Raw genomic sequence first — 14,078 nt, 5'->3', positions numbered from 1 at the left:
GTTTTCGGGATCGCGAGGAAATAAAACTTTTCCCGGGAAAGCGCAGGACCCGACATCCGGTGTCGGAATAGTCAGAAAATAGAGTTTTTTTATTCCCGCCTGCGGTCTTCTGTCGGCAAATTCGTTCGATTCGACAAAGCTTTATCCTCGCGGATGCGTTGCCGTGCGAACGTATATTCTGTACAATGGGAAATATCGAACGAACGGCGGGGGAGAAATCAACATGAATCCATGGACGGGGAAAGCGGCGACGGTGGAAGAGTGGCTGGACATGCTGCGAAGCCACCCGGAAATCATGGCAAACGTGACGCATTGGCATACGCAGCCGGCAAGGGAAGCGCGAACGGTTCCGTTTCCCGAGCGGCTTGCTCCGAAGCTGGAGCAAGCGCTGCGGAGCAAAGGAATCCATGAGCTGTACACGCATCAGGCGGCGGCTTACCGGGCGGTCCGGGAAGGGAAGCACGTCGTGACGGTCACGCCGACCGCGTCCGGCAAGACGCTGTGCTACAATTTGCCGGTGCTTCAGCATTTGCTGGCCGACGACAGCGTGCGGGCGCTGTACCTGTTTCCGACGAAGGCGCTCGCCCAGGATCAGGTCGCGGAGCTCCAGGAGCTGGCGAACCGGATGGAGGCGGACATCAAGACGCATACATACGACGGCGACACGCCGCCGACCGTCAGGCAGGCGATCCGCAACGCGGGACATATCGTCGTCACCAATCCCGACATGCTGCATTCGGCCATATTGCCGCATCATACGAAATGGGTCAAACTGTTCGAGAACGTGAAGTACATCGTCATCGACGAGCTTCACGCGTACCGGGGGGTGTTCGGCAGCCACGTCGCCAACGTCATTCGCCGGCTCAAGCGGATTTGCAAGTTTTACGGCAGCGATCCGCAGTTTTTGTGCGCCTCGGCGACGATCCGCAATCCGAAGGAGCACGCGGAACGGCTTGTCGGCGAGCCGGTCGAGCTCGTCGACGACAACGGGGCGCCGTCCGGCGAGAAGCATATGGTGTTTTATAATCCCCCGGTCGTCAATCGGCAGCTCGGCATCCGCAGATCGAGCGTGCTCGAATCCCAGCGGCTGGCCGCGCTGCTGCTGAAAAGCGGCATCCAGACGATCGTGTTCGCGCGCAGCCGGGTGAGAGTGGAAATCTTATTGACCTATTTGCAGGAACTGGTCAAAAGGGAGCTCGGACCGAAATCGATTCGCGGCTATCGCGGCGGCTACCTGCCCAAGCTCCGGCGGGAAATCGAGCACGGGCTGCGCACCGGCGAAATCCGGGGCGTCGTCAGCACGAACGCGCTGGAACTGGGCATCGACATCGGCCAGCTGCAGGCGTGCGTGCTGAACGGGTATCCCGGTTCGATCGCGAGCACGTGGCAGCAATCCGGGCGGGCGGGGCGCAGGCATACGAGCTCGGTCACGTTTCTGGTGGCCAGCAGCAACCCGCTCGATCAGTATTTGATCCAGAATCCGGATTATTTTTTGGGAAGGCCGCCGGAAGAGGCGCGCATTCATCCCGACAACCTGCTGATTTTGCTCGATCATGTCAAATGCGCCGCCTACGAGCTGCCGTTCGAGGCCGGCGACAAGTTCGGAGGCGAGAAGCTGACGGACCTGCTCGAATTTCTCGCCGAGGAGAAGGTGCTGCATCAAACGGGGGATCGCTGGTATTGGATGGAGCAGGCTTTTCCCGCCAACAATATATCGCTCCGGTCGGCCGCCCAGGAAAATTTCGTCATCATCGACATGACCGAAGGCCACAAGGTGATCGGCGAAGTCGACCGGTTCAGCGCCCCGACGCTTATTCACGAGGAAGCGATCTATTTGCACGAAGGCGTGCAGTACCAGGTCGAGAAGCTCGATTATCCGGAGAAAAAAGCGTACGTGCGCAAGGTCGACGTCGATTACTTCACGGACGCCAACATGGCGATCGAGCTGAAGGTCCTGCAAGTCGACCTGGAGCGCCGATCGGGCCGGCTCTTGCGCCAGTACGGGGAAGTGGCCGTCACGAGCCGCCCGACGATTTTCAAAAAAATCCGCATGCGCACGCATGAAAATATCGGCTCGGGCCCGATCCATTTGCCGGAGGAGAACCTGCACACGAGCGGCTACTGGTTTTCGTTCGCGGAAGAAGCCGAGGCGGGATTGTCCGCCAACGACATGCAGATGGCGCTGCTCGGACTCGCCAACGTGCTCGTGCATCTCGCTCCGCTTCATTTGATGTGCGACCCGCTCGACATTCGGGTCGTGCCGCAGGTGAAGGCGCTGCACTCGAAGCGGCCGACGATTTTTTTCTATGACCGGTACCCGGGAGGCATCGGCCTCAGCCAGCGGTTGTACGAGAAGCACGACGAGCTGCTTGCCGAAGCCGGGCGACTGATGGCCGGCTGCGGCTGCATGAGCGGTTGCCCGGCTTGCGTCGGGCCGATCGAGGAAGTCGGCTTGCTCGGCAAGGAGCTCGCGCAGAAGCTGCTCGCCCATGCGAAGGAAGGTGCGGCGACGTGAGCGGGGGACTGAGGGAGCGCCTGCTGCGGCTGCGCCCGCAATCGCCAGCCGCGGCGTCGACCGGGTCGGCCTCGGCGGCCGAAGCGTACGTGAGCGGGCGGCAAGCGGGAGCGGAAACATATGAAAGCGGACGGCAAGCGGAAACGGAGGCTTTGCATCCCGCGTTCATCCGTCTTGGCGTGACGGAAGAGACCAACGCCCACGGCAGCTTTCTGCTGCGAAAAATCGAATACCCGCTGCATTTCCGCCACGGGCGCTACGCGCTCGGCGAGCTGCAGGCGAAAGCGCGCTACCTGGCGCCGGTGTCCGATCGGCAAAACAAACAGAACGAAGCGGTGCTCCATCGGCCGATCGAGCCGGAGCGGCTGCTTTTTCTCGACACCGAAACGACGGGGCTCGGCATCGGAGCCGGCAATGTCCCGTTCATGATCGGCATCGGCTGGATCGAACCGGATAGCGGGCGGTTCGTCGTCGAACAAACGCTCATCCGGCATCCCGGCGAGGAAAGGGCCATGCTCGCTTACTTGGCCGGGCGAATGGCGAACCGCACGCATCTGGCGACGTACAACGGGCGCACGTTCGATTGGCCGGTTCTCGTCAACCGGTTTATTTTGAACGGATGGAGGCGGACCGGTCCCGAGCCGGGCCATCTCGATTTTCTTCACCCTTGCCGGGCGCTGTGGCGCAATACGCTCGAATCGTGCCGACTAAGCCGGATCGAAGAGGAAAAACTAGAAATCGACAGGGGCGAGGACGTACCGGGTTCGCTCGCTCCGGCTCTGTACATGCAGTTTTTGAACGACGGCGACGCCGATGGCTTGCAAGGGGTTTACCGGCATAACGAGCGGGACGTGCTGACGCTTGCGACGCTGGCCGTTCATTTCGGTGCGCTGCTGGCAGACGGGGAAGAGGAAGGCGCAGACGATTTCGAGGCGCCGGCCGGGGCCGAGGAGCTGTACCGGACGGCGGCATGGCTGGAAACGCACGGCGCCGCGAAAAAATCGGCCCGGCTGTACGCCCTGCTCGCCGCGAGCGAGGAACCGCAAACCGCCCGGTGGTGGCTCCCGGTCGCCGCCCATTACAAGCGCCTCGGCCGGTTCGACCTGGCCGTTCCGCTGTGGCGGCGGACCGCCGAACGCGCCGAGCGGGCCGCGATTCCGTCGTACGACGCCCATATCGAGCTGGCGATGCATTACGAGCATCGGCTTAAAGATTACGGAGGCGCTTTGGAGCTGGCCGAGCGGGCTCTTGACCTGGCGCTTCGCCGACCGCCTGCGGCGGGCGGCGCCGCCCGGAGCCGGCAGGAACGGGAAGAGCTGCAGCGGAGAATCGAGCGGCTCAGGCGTAAATCGGGGTTAAATCGGGGTTAAATTTAACGCCGTTCCCTTGTCATTTTCCCCGCAATCGGGGTATTGTAGGAAGAACGGACCGCGGTTCCCGATTTTTTCAAGTTAGGAGAGTCAGGCATCATGGAAGCATATCCGATTCGACCGCCGGAACGGACGCTCCCCAAGGCGCTGCTGTTCGATTTGGACGGCACCCTGTACAAAGGGGATACGCCGATCCCGGGAGCGGACAGGCTCATCGCGAAAATGGAGGAAATCGGCCTGCCTTGCTGGTTCGTCACGAACAATTCGACGCGAACGCCGGCACAGGTCGCGGACCATTTGAATAAAATGGGGATTCCGGCGTCTGCCGGCCAAGTCGTCACGTCGGCCCAGGCCGCGGCCGAATATGCCAAGCGGCATTATCCAGGCGCGCCGGTCTTTCTCGTCGGCGAGCACGGGATCCGGGAGGCGCTTCGGGAAGCCGGGCTGCGGCTGTTGGACGAAGCGGACGAGACGGACGCCCGGCTTGTCGTTCAAGGCATCGATCGCGCCCTCACGTTCGACCGGCTGACCGTCGCCGTGCGCCATTTGCTGCGCGGCGCGGCGTTTTTGCTGACCAACCCCGATCGGCTGCTCCCGATGGGCACCGGCTTGCTGCCGGGCGCGGGAAGCATTGCGGCGTTGCTCGAGGCGGCTTCCGGCACGAAGCCGACCGTCGTCGGCAAGCCTTCTCCGATCTTGATGGATTACGCCTTGGCCCGTGCCGGCGTATCCGCGGGGGACGCCTGGGTCATCGGCGACAACCCCCATACCGATATTGCCGCCGGAAAGGCGGCCGGCAGTCCGACCGTGCTCGTGCTGACCGGCTTGTGCTCGGAAGCGGATTGGAGAATCCGCTGCGAGGACGCGGACGTCAAGCCCGACGGCGTATGCGCCGACCTCGATCAGCTGGCGGATTGGATAGCGAACGATCGATAGTTTGGGCGGTCGCCGGCAGTTCGGAACGCTTCGTTCCGACGGGGACTACATACTTTTACAACATAAAGCAAAGGAATGACTTCAACATGCCGGAATGGCCGGAGATGGAAACTTATCGGCGATTGCTTTCGCCTCTCGTATGCGGTCAGACGATCGTGAACGTCGACGTCAACCGCGAAAAAACGATCAACGAACCCGAAGAAACGTTTCGCGGCGCTTTGACCGGCCGTAAAATCATGTTCGTGGAGCGTCGCGCCAAATACCTGCTGTTCCATTTGGACGACGGCAACCGGCTGCTGCTGCATCTGATGCTCGGCGGATATCTGGTTTACGGAACGGAAGCGGAAAAGGACGATTCCCGGTTCCAGGTCGTCTTTGCGCTCGAAGACGGCAACCGGTTGTTTTTCGGCGGGCTTCGGCTGGGGTTTCTTCACCGGATAACGGCCAAGGCGGCAATCGAGCAGTTTCGCGAGCTCGGCCCGGAGCCGTTCGATCCGCGGCTTACGGAAGAGGCGTTCGTTCTGAAGCTGGCCAAGAAGCGCGGCAAGCTGAAGCCGGCTCTCGTCGACCAGAAATGGCTCGCCGGCATCGGCAATTGCTATTCCGACGAAATTTGCTTCGAAGCCGGCGTCGTTCCGTTCGCCGACATTGCGTCCTTGACGGACGATACGAAACGCAACGTTTATCATGCGATGCGAAAAGTGCTGACGGAGGCTGCCGAAGAGGGCGGCTACATGGACAAAAAGCTGACCGCGAACGACACGCTGACCGGCGGCTACGACGATAAATGCAAGGTTTACGACCGCGAGGGAGAGCCGTGTCCCCGCTGCGGCGGCACGATTCAGCTTGCGACGATTTCCTCGCGCAAAATGTTTTACTGTCCGAGCTGCCAGGGGACGCATTGACGCATGTTTGTCGGCAGCCATGTGAGCACGAGGCGGGGATACCGGGAAGCGGCGCGAACGGCCGCGGCGATGGGCGGCAACGCCTTTCAGTATTTTCCGAAAAACCCGCGCAGCCTGCAGCTCAAAGCGTTTGACCGCGCCGAAGCGCAGCGCTGCGCGTTATGGTGCCGCGATAACGGGGTCGTTTCCGTCGCGCACGGCCCCTATCCGGTCAATCCGGCGGCGGACGGGGAGTCAGCGGAGCAGATGGCCCGCAGCACGCTGAACGATTTGGCGATCGCCGAGGCCTGCGGCTCGATCGGGGTCGTCGTTCATTTCGGCATGTATAAGGGTAAAGACCCTTTGCTCGGCTACACCCATATCATACAATGGTTAAACAAGGTTCTCGGGCAGTGGAACGGGACGGCAAAGGTGCTGCTGGAAAATTTGGCCGGCGACCACGGGGAGATGGGGACGACCCCGGAAGAGCTCGTTTCGGTCCGCAAGCTGTGCGAGCGGCCGGAAGCGATCGGATTTTGCCTCGATACGTGCCACTTGTTCGCAAGCGGCCACTGGCGCGGACCGGATTGGGACGAGTTCGTCGCCAGGGGCCGTGAGGCCGGATTCTGGGAACATCTTGCCGCGGTCCATTTGAACGATTCGCGATATCCGGCGGGCATGCGGCGGGATCGGCACGCGCGGATCGGCGAAGGGGAAATCGGCGCGGAGGGCTTTGCCAACCTGCTCCGGACGCCCGAAATCCGCCGGGTGCCGCTTCTGCTGGAGACGCCGGCGGACGAGGACGGAACGCACCGCAGGCAAATTGAGCGGGTACGAGAGCTGGCGATTGTGGGGGATACCGAATGATCAACGTGTTTTTGGACGACGTCCGGCCTTGTCCGAAAGGATTCGTCGCCGCCCGTTCGGCAGACGAGTGCTTGCTGCTCCTTGCCGAGGAGGACGTCAATTTGCTTTCGCTCGATTTTGAGCTCGGCTACGGCGAACCGAACGGGCTTGCGGTCGTGCAGGCGATGATCGCTCGCGCGATATACCCGAAGGAGGTCTACGTGCATTCCTCCAGCATGATGGGCAGGGCCCAAATGATCCGCGCGCTGCGCGAGGCCGAGCCGCCAGCCGTCATCGTGCACGACGGCCCGATGCCGGCGTCCGTGCTCGAGGCAGCCGCGCGGCAAGCCGAGGGCGGAGCCGGGGCATGAAGGAATGGGACGCGGCGTCATGGAGGAAGGAACTGGAAGCGGCGGAGGCTCCGTTCGCGCTTTTCGTGCATACGCCTCTTTGCGGAACCTGCTCGGTTGCCCGCCGGATGCTGGGCGTGGCCTGCGAGGTGCTTCCGGGATTGCCGATTGCCGCCGCGAACTTGAACGTCATGCCGGAATTGGCCGAACGGTTCCGCATTCAGAGCGTTCCTTGCCTGCTTCTATGGGAACGCAAAGGGGAAGCACGCAACGCGTACCGCTTCGGTTCGGTTCAGGAGCTGGTCGAGCTGCTCCGCCCGCTGCGGATCAAGGCGCTGTAAGAAGCAATGCCTGCTCCGCCGGTCAAGCCTTGGGCGGGCAGGCTTCTTCGGACCGCAACGCAATCGTACCTGGAATTGGGGAGAGGAAGGAAATAGATGATCGAACTTAAGCAGCTGACGCTTCGACGCGGCCAGAGGGATATTCTGCGGGGAGTCGACTTGACGGTCAAGGAAGGCGAGCAGTGGGTGCTGCTCGGACGCAACGGCTGCGGCAAAACGACGATGCTGGAAATGATCACCGGCTACATGTTTCCGACGACGGGGACGGTCGACGTGCTGGGCAACCGATACGGTCAGGTCGACGTTCGCGAAGTGCGAAAAAAGATCGGCTATATCGGGACGACGCTCATCGAGAAGCTGACGCTTCGCGATCCGCTGTGGGAAATCGTCGCAGGCGGGGCCAACGCCTATTTGCGCGTTTACGAGGCGGTGTCGGACGACGTGCGCGAGCGGGCGCGGGAAGAACTGGAGCGGGTCGGCCTCGCCCATCTGTCCGAGCAGCCGTTCGGGACGCTGTCGCAAGGAGAACGCAGGAAAGCGCTGCTTGCCCGCACGATGATGGCCGATCCGCGGCTGCTCATTTTGGACGAGCCCTGCGCCGGCCTCGATCTGTTCGAACGGGAAAAATTCCTCGACTCGCTGGAACGCTTGTCCCGCCGGAGCATGTCGATGCTGTACGTGACGCATCATATCGAAGAGATTACGCCGATGTTCACCCATGTGGCGTTAATGGCGGAAGGGCGCATCGTCGCTTCTGGGCGGAAGCGGGACGTGCTGACGACCGAGCTGCTGCGCATCGCCTACGATCTCGACGTCAAAGTCGATTGGCAAGACGAACGCCCCTGGATTCAGGTTGGAAAGGAACGTTAGGATGATGGATTTTATCGGAACGGCCAATCCCGGTTTCGCTCCTTACGCGATGGACGAGCTCAAGCGCAAGCATCCGGAGGTTGCCGTTTCGGGAATCGCGCCGGGCGAGACGTTCCGGATCGGCTGCCCGAGCCGGACGCCGGACGAGTGGCTCAGGGAGCTCCGACGGGACGAGCCGATCTTTCTGCGGCATCTGTTTCCGGTCGAGGCGGAGTCGGCGCTGGGCGAAGACGCGGATTCGATCGCCGAAACGATGATCGGCTTCGCGGCTTCCTGCGCCGATCGCGTCCGTGGCGCGACCGTCGCCGTGCAGGTCCGCAAATCGCAGGACAGCCCGTTTCCGTTCGGCTCGGCCGAAGGCCGCGATTTGATGCGGCCGGCGCTCGAAGCGGCCGGAGCGGAAGTCGCCGCGCGGGATACTCGCTGGATCTTGTCCGTATACGCCTCGAAAAAGTCGCTTTACATGGGCTTGTCCGCTCCGGAGGATAATTTGTCCGACTGGCCGGGCGGCGCCGTTCGGTTCCGCCGGGAGGAGGGGCTGATCTCGCGCGCCGCCTTCAAGCTGCTGGAAGCGGAGCGGACGTTCGGGCTGCCGCTCGGACGTTTCTCCCGCGCGCTCGATCTGGGCGCCGCCCCCGGCGGCTGGACGTCGGTATTGCTGGAGCGGGGGCTTCACGTCACGGCGGTCGATCCGGCCGAAATGGCGGATTCGCTGGCGGGCCATCCGGGCCTTGCGCACTTGCGCCGCAATGCGGCCGAGCTGTCGTTTCCGCCCGGCGCGTTCGATTTGCTCGTAAGCGATATGAGCTGGGATCCCCGGCATACGTGCCGCATCGTTTCGGGCCTTGCGCCCGCGCTCGTTCCGGGGGGGTCGGCGATCGTGACGTTGAAGCTGATGCACCGCAAACCTTTGCAGACGATTTCGCAGCTTGCGGAAGAATACGCGAAAACGTTCGACATTCGAAGGATCAAACAGTTGTTTCACAATCGCGAAGAAGTTACAATGTGGTTAAAACGCAGAGCATAACGGTTCATGCCGGGAAAGCATCCCGCGCCAGAAGCTCGGCGGCTTTTGAACGAAAGCCGGCCGCCAGCTTCGGGCGCGGTTTTTTTTGTCGATTTGGTGAACGCGAGCCGAATCGGTCAGGGCGGCGGACTTAAATTTGCCGGCCCGTTCGAAACTTATAACGATAGGGAGCGTCGAAAATGATGGCAGAACCTTTCGAACCGCAATCAACCGAACCGGACCGCCTGTTCGCCGAACGTTACCGGATCGTATCGCAAATCGGGCGCGGAGGGATGGGATCGGTCTATTTGGCGGAGGACCGGCGCCTGGACGGAAAGCTGAGAGCGCTCAAATTTACGCGCCCGCTGCCCGAGGAAAGGGAATGGTTCATCGCCGAAGCTCGCATGCTGGCGAGGCTCGAGCATCCGAATTTGCCGCGCATCGTCGATTATTTCCCGGCGGACGCCGGCAGCGAAGCCTGCATCGTCATGGATTATATCGCGGGAGAAACGCTCGAGGCGATATTGGCCGGGCACGGCTCGGGACTGCCGTTTCCGACGGTGCTCGGATGGATGGAGCAGCTTGGCTCGGTGCTCCGTTACCTCCATGCGCAAGAGCCTCCCGTCGTTTTCCGTGATTTGAAGCCGGCGAACGTTATCGTGGACGGACGGGGGCGGGCGGTTCTCGTCGATTTCGGCATCGCCAGGCATTACCGTCCCGAAGCCGCGTCGGATACGCTTCGCTTGGGGACGCCCTGGTTCGCCGCGCCCGAACAGCTGCGGGGCGGCCAGTCCGATTTCCGGACGGATCTTTACGGTCTCGGAGCGCTGGCCTACCATATGCTGACCGGCGGGGATTACGCCATCCGCCGGTTGCCGGCCGACCGGATGAGGCTGCTGCGCGCGGCGGTTCCGCCCTTGTTCGCGGAATGGCTGGAGCGCCTGCTGGCCGACGATCCGCGGGAACGCCCCGAAAGCGCGGCGCAGGTGCTGAAGGAATTGAAGTCGTTTGCCCTCGATGCGGAAACGGGCAACCTTTCGGCTCGGGCCCGGGACGGCGTCGCCGTATGCGCCATCGTGTCCGCCTATCCGGGAGCGGGGGCGACGACCGCGGCGCTGGATTTGTCCGCCCGGTTGTCGGAGCTGGGCGCCTCCCATGCTCTTGTCGAATGTCCCGGCGGCGATCCGGAGCTGTTTCCGCGACTGGACGGCGGCAGGAGAATGCCGGGGCGGGCGGCGTTCGCGGATCCCGCCGGCGAGCGGCCGGTACGTCCCGCCTGGAGGGAGGGAACGGCGCATTATTTTCCTCTGCATCCGCGGCAAACGTCCGAAGCTCGGCCGGAGGAGGCTTTCGCCCACTGGCTTCGAAAGCTGGGGACTCCGATCGTCCTTGTGGACGTGTCCAGCCGCTGGGACTTCGCCGGCGCCTCCGATTGGCTGGTTCGGACCGCCGATTCCATTCTGCTGGTGGCCGACTGCATGCCCGCCAAATGGAGCGAACGCCGTCAGCAGGCATGCGCGAACCTTCAGGCGGCGGCTTCGGAGCGGGGCGTCTTTGCCGCCTGGATCGCCAATCGGGACCATTCGTTTCCCGCGCGGAAGGAGTGGCTCGGCCTGTTTCCGAAGCGGCCGTCCGTTTTCCTGCCGCAGCTCCAGGCGGAATCGGTCGTCCGTGCGATTTGGGACGGCGAACCGCGCTTGTCCGGAAGGCGGGAGGACAGCGAATGGGACGACCTGATCGCCAGGCTGTTTGCCCCGGAGCGAGCCGCGAAATCCCGCTGACCGGCCTTCCATTTTCGGCCAATTCGCCGTCAGCCGTCGAAGGATGGAGCCCGGCGTGTTACAATAAAGAATGCCGGCCATTTTGGCATGAATGTAAATATGCAGAAACAAGCGATAAATATATCCCACTTGGCTGCGAGGTGAAACGATGAGCGAGAACATTTTGATTATCGAAGACGAAGACAGCATCGCGCGCATCCTGGAGCTTGAACTCAAGCATGAAGGCTATGAAGTGAGCCGCGCCAACGACGGAAGAAAAGGCCTGGAAATGGCGATCGAGGGCGGCTGGGATCTCGTGCTTCTCGATGTCATGCTCCCCGGCCTCAACGGCATCGAGGTGCTGCGGCGCTTGAGACAAAACGATCATGCCGTTCCGGTCATTTTGCTGACGGCCCGGGATACCGTTCCGGACAAAGTGAGCGGCTTCGAACACGGAGCGAACGATTACGTGACGAAGCCGTTCGCGATGGAGGAATTGCTTGCCCGGGTGCGGAACCTGCTGCGGATTTTCAAGGCGTCCCGCGAAGGCGAAAGCGAAGACGTCATCAAGGTGTGCGACTTGACGATCGAACTGATTACCCGCAAAGTCACGCGCAAGGATCATGCGATCGATTTGACCCCGCGCGAGTTCGAACTGCTGCTCTACCTGGCCCGCTTCAAAAACGAGGAGAAAACGCGGGAAGAAATTTTGTCCGACGTTTGGGGTTACGAGTACATCGGGGATACGAACGTCGTCGACGTCTACATCCGTTACTTGCGGCAAAAAATGGACAAAGGATACCGGCATAAGCTGCTCCACACCGTTCGGGGAGTCGGCTATATGCTGAAGGAGCCGGACGCATGACGCTTCGTTCGCGGTTTACGCTTTTTACCGTATTCTGGTTTATTTTTATTTTGCTATTGTACAATATTTTCGTTTATTTTCTGGTCATTCGCGTGGCGACCCGCGGGGAGCTGCAGGTCATCGCGAACAAAACCGACCTCGTGGCGGAAACGCTCCGGAAAAACGACATGGCCGACCTGGAGGACCCGAAAGTACTCGGCGACATGTACAACTCCAACGAAATGATTCGCATCGTGACGAAGGAGCTGGAGGTCGTCAACCGAATCGGGGACCCCGAGCTGCTGACGATATCCCAGAACGTAAGCAATGTCATGCGCTCGGAAACGATTCGCCTGAACGGGCAGCGGGTGCTTTACGTGTCCGTGCCGCTGTACGAGCAGGGCGATTTCGTCGGCGTCGTCGAAGGGGCGCGGCGGCTGACCTCGCTGGACAGCTATTTGCAAATTTTGCTCGGCACGCTTAGCGTAACGAGCGTCGGCGCCATCGTGTTCGCGATTTTCGGAACGTACTGGTTCACCTCGCGCCTGACCGGCCCGATCGGTCAGATGGTGCAGACGATGCGGGAAATCGACCGAAGCGGCAAGCTGCACAAAGTCCAGATGGGGCGCGAGGAATCGCTCGAGCTCCAGCAGCTTATTCGCGCGTTCAATCAGATGATCGATCGGCTGGACCGGACGATCGAGCGGCAGAAGCAATTCGTGGCGGACGCTTCCCACGAACTGAAAACGCCGCTCACCGTCATCGGCAGCTATGCCGACATGCTGAAACGGTGGGGGCGCGACAACGCGGAAGTCCGGGACGAGGCCATCGAGGCGATCGCCGCGGAGACCGAGCGGCTGAAACGGCTGACAAGGTCGATGCTCGCGCTGGCGGAAGCCGATCAGGGCGAGTGGCTGAACAAGGAACGCTTTGAGCTTGTCGGCGTCGTCAGCGATCTGGCGGGCGTCCTCGGCACCGCGTTTCACCGCGACATTCGCGTCCACGCTTCGGCGTCGTCCGTGCAAATGGTCGGCGACAAGGAGAAAATCCGGCAAATTTTGCAGATCATCATCGACAACGCGATGAAGTACAGCAAAGAACCGATCGACGTGCGCATCCGCCATGAGCGGCATACCGTCAAGCTGGAAGTGACCGATTACGGAATCGGCATTCCGGAAAGCGAAATCCCGTTTTTGTTCGAACGGTTTTACCGCGTCGACGAAGCGCGTCACCGCTCTACGGGCGGCAGCGGGCTGGGCTTGTCCATCGCGAAGCGCATCATCGAATTGCACGAAGGGACGATCGAGGTATTCAGCAAATCCGGCAGCGGGACGACGATCGTTATCAAGCTGCCGCGACACGTGTAAAAACGTCATTCCCGGCGGCGGTTGCCGGGGAGGCGTTTTCTTTATTTGCGGCAAAAGGAAAAAGTTGCTCGGCGCCGCAATTGAACTATAATTAGGTACAGGAAAGGATGGGACCTTATGAAAATGAGAGTATCCGCCGTGCAGTTCGCGCTGCGGGACGTTCGGGACTGGAGCGAATTCGAGGAGCAAGTCAAGCATTACGTGCGCAACGCGTCGGAGTACGGCGCCGAATTCGTCCTGTTTCCGGAATTTATGACGACGCCGCTGCTGGCGATCGGCGATGAGACGGGAAACGGTCAGCCGATCGAACGATTGACGGAATATACGGACGCCTATACGCGGCTGTTCGAAGGGCTAGCCCGCGAATACGGCATGTACATCATCGCCGGCACGCACGTGACGAAGGCGGGCGAAAGCCTCCGCAATACCGCTTTTCTGTTCGCTCCCGACGGCACCGTGTTCAAACAGGACAAACTGCATATCACGCCGACCGAAAAGGAAGCCTGGAACGTTTCGCCCGGCGAAGGCGTGCAGGTGTTCGATACGCCGTTCGGCAAAATCGGCTTGCTCACCTGCTACGATATCGAATTTCCGGAAATCGTCCGGATCGTGCGGGCCAAGGGGGCCGACGTCGTGTTCTGCCCTTCCTGCACGGACGACCGGCACGGCTTTTACCGCGTTCGGTACTGCTGCCACGCGCGCGCCGTGGAAAACCAAATCTACATCGTAACGACGGGAACCGTCGGGTCGCTGAGACGCGTCGATTTTATGCGGGCCAATTACGGACAGGCGGCGATCATCGCCCCGAACGACATTCCGTTTCCGCCGGGCGGCATCGTCGCCGAAGGCGAAATCAACGCGGATATGCTGGTGACGGGCGATCTCGATCTGTCGCTGCTCGCCGGCGTCCGCGAGGCCGGTTCGGTGACGACGTGGCGGGACCGCCGGACGGATCTGTACGCCGATTGGAACTGACCGGTCGGGCGCCG

Annotated in this window: 13 protein-coding genes; all 13 read left to right on the top strand. The window is 61.6% G+C overall.

The genetic code is table 11. The annotated features are described in order from the left end of the window. Nucleotides 1-223: 223 nt before the first annotated feature. The gene (locus JW799_RS22390; protein WP_275901480.1) at nt 224-2,515 is read left to right on the top strand and encodes a DEAD/DEAH box helicase; all 2,292 of its coding nucleotides are present in this window, start codon (nt 224-226) and stop codon (nt 2,513-2,515) included. After that, on the top strand, nt 2,512-3,885 hold the full coding sequence (locus tag JW799_RS22385; protein WP_205431762.1) for a ribonuclease H-like domain-containing protein: 1,374 nt from the start codon (nt 2,512-2,514) through the stop codon (nt 3,883-3,885). Before JW799_RS22390 ends, JW799_RS22385 begins: the two co-directional genes overlap by 4 nt. A 99-nt stretch (nt 3,886-3,984) precedes the next feature. Further along, nucleotides 3,985-4,821 carry an HAD-IIA family hydrolase gene (locus tag JW799_RS22380; RefSeq protein ID WP_205431761.1) on the top strand — a complete coding sequence of 279 codons (837 nt, stop codon included), beginning with the start codon at nt 3,985-3,987 and terminating at the stop codon, nt 4,819-4,821. An 86-nt stretch (nt 4,822-4,907) separates the two neighbouring features. After that, entirely contained in the window at nt 4,908-5,726 is an 819-nt protein-coding gene (gene mutM / locus JW799_RS22375; protein WP_080839595.1) for a bifunctional DNA-formamidopyrimidine glycosylase/DNA-(apurinic or apyrimidinic site) lyase, read from the top strand. Nucleotides 5,727-5,729: 3 nt separating this feature from the next. Continuing rightward, nucleotides 5,730-6,572: a deoxyribonuclease IV gene (locus JW799_RS22370; RefSeq protein WP_080839593.1), complete on the top strand. Its 843-nt coding sequence runs from the start codon at nt 5,730-5,732 to the stop codon at nt 6,570-6,572. Further along, a complete protein-coding gene (locus tag JW799_RS22365; protein WP_205431757.1) occupies nt 6,569-6,922 on the top strand; it encodes a cyclic-phosphate processing receiver domain-containing protein in 354 nt (117 codons plus the stop codon). Before JW799_RS22370 ends, JW799_RS22365 begins: the two co-directional genes overlap by 4 nt. Then, a complete protein-coding gene (locus JW799_RS22360; protein ID WP_205431756.1) occupies nt 6,919-7,242 on the top strand; it encodes a thioredoxin family protein in 324 nt (107 codons plus the stop codon). The genes JW799_RS22365 and JW799_RS22360 overlap by 4 nt, the downstream gene beginning before the upstream one ends. A 96-nt stretch (nt 7,243-7,338) precedes the next feature. Continuing rightward, nucleotides 7,339-8,112, top strand: coding sequence for an ABC transporter ATP-binding protein (locus JW799_RS22355; protein ID WP_205431755.1), 774 nt, complete (start codon nt 7,339-7,341; stop codon nt 8,110-8,112). A 1-nt stretch (nt 8,113) separates the two neighbouring features. Beyond that, nucleotides 8,114-9,139, top strand: coding sequence for a 23S rRNA (cytidine(2498)-2'-O)-methyltransferase RlmM (locus JW799_RS22350; protein WP_205431752.1), 1,026 nt, complete (start codon nt 8,114-8,116; stop codon nt 9,137-9,139). 179 nt (nt 9,140-9,318) lie between these two features. Beyond that, on the top strand, nt 9,319-10,899 hold the full coding sequence (locus tag JW799_RS22345) for a serine/threonine-protein kinase (RefSeq protein ID WP_205431751.1): 1,581 nt from the start codon (nt 9,319-9,321) through the stop codon (nt 10,897-10,899). Nucleotides 10,900-11,047: 148 nt separating this feature from the next. Further along, the gene (locus JW799_RS22340; RefSeq protein WP_080839584.1) at nt 11,048-11,743 is read left to right on the top strand and encodes a response regulator transcription factor; all 696 of its coding nucleotides are present in this window, start codon (nt 11,048-11,050) and stop codon (nt 11,741-11,743) included. Next, entirely contained in the window at nt 11,740-13,089 is a 1,350-nt protein-coding gene (locus JW799_RS22335; RefSeq protein WP_080839583.1) for a sensor histidine kinase, read from the top strand. Before JW799_RS22340 ends, JW799_RS22335 begins: the two co-directional genes overlap by 4 nt. A 117-nt stretch (nt 13,090-13,206) precedes the next feature. Further along, the gene (locus JW799_RS22330) at nt 13,207-14,064 is read left to right on the top strand and encodes a carbon-nitrogen hydrolase family protein (protein WP_080839582.1); all 858 of its coding nucleotides are present in this window, start codon (nt 13,207-13,209) and stop codon (nt 14,062-14,064) included. Nucleotides 14,065-14,078: the final 14 nt, after the last annotated feature.

Origin of the sequence: Cohnella algarum, assembly GCF_016937515.1 — a bacterium.
Taxonomy (GTDB): domain Bacteria; phylum Bacillota; class Bacilli; order Paenibacillales; family Paenibacillaceae; genus Cohnella; species Cohnella algarum.
The sequence above is the reverse complement of the archived record's forward strand: the minus strand, read 5'-3'. Positions and strand labels throughout refer to the sequence as shown.

Bases quoted from the DNA above. Each gene is read 5' to 3' on its own strand.
- JW799_RS22335 (WP_080839583.1), top strand. From the start codon at position 11,740: ATGACGCTTCGTTCGCGGTTTACGCTTTTTACCGTATTCTGGTTTATT.
- JW799_RS22360 (WP_205431756.1), top strand. From the start codon at position 6,919: ATGAAGGAATGGGACGCGGCGTCATGGAGGAAGGAACTGGAAGCGGCG.
- JW799_RS22330 (WP_080839582.1), top strand. From the start codon at position 13,207: ATGAAAATGAGAGTATCCGCCGTGCAGTTCGCGCTGCGGGACGTTCGG.
- JW799_RS22390 (WP_275901480.1), top strand. From the start codon at position 224: ATGAATCCATGGACGGGGAAAGCGGCGACGGTGGAAGAGTGGCTGGAC.
- JW799_RS22340 (WP_080839584.1), top strand. From the start codon at position 11,048: ATGAGCGAGAACATTTTGATTATCGAAGACGAAGACAGCATCGCGCGC.
- JW799_RS22345 (WP_205431751.1), top strand. From the start codon at position 9,319: ATGATGGCAGAACCTTTCGAACCGCAATCAACCGAACCGGACCGCCTG.
- JW799_RS22380 (WP_205431761.1), top strand. From the start codon at position 3,985: ATGGAAGCATATCCGATTCGACCGCCGGAACGGACGCTCCCCAAGGCG.
- JW799_RS22365 (WP_205431757.1), top strand. From the start codon at position 6,569: ATGATCAACGTGTTTTTGGACGACGTCCGGCCTTGTCCGAAAGGATTC.
- mutM (WP_080839595.1), top strand. From the start codon at position 4,908: ATGCCGGAATGGCCGGAGATGGAAACTTATCGGCGATTGCTTTCGCCT.
- JW799_RS22350 (WP_205431752.1), top strand. From the start codon at position 8,114: ATGATGGATTTTATCGGAACGGCCAATCCCGGTTTCGCTCCTTACGCG.
- JW799_RS22370 (WP_080839593.1), top strand. From the start codon at position 5,730: ATGTTTGTCGGCAGCCATGTGAGCACGAGGCGGGGATACCGGGAAGCG.
- JW799_RS22355 (WP_205431755.1), top strand. From the start codon at position 7,339: ATGATCGAACTTAAGCAGCTGACGCTTCGACGCGGCCAGAGGGATATT.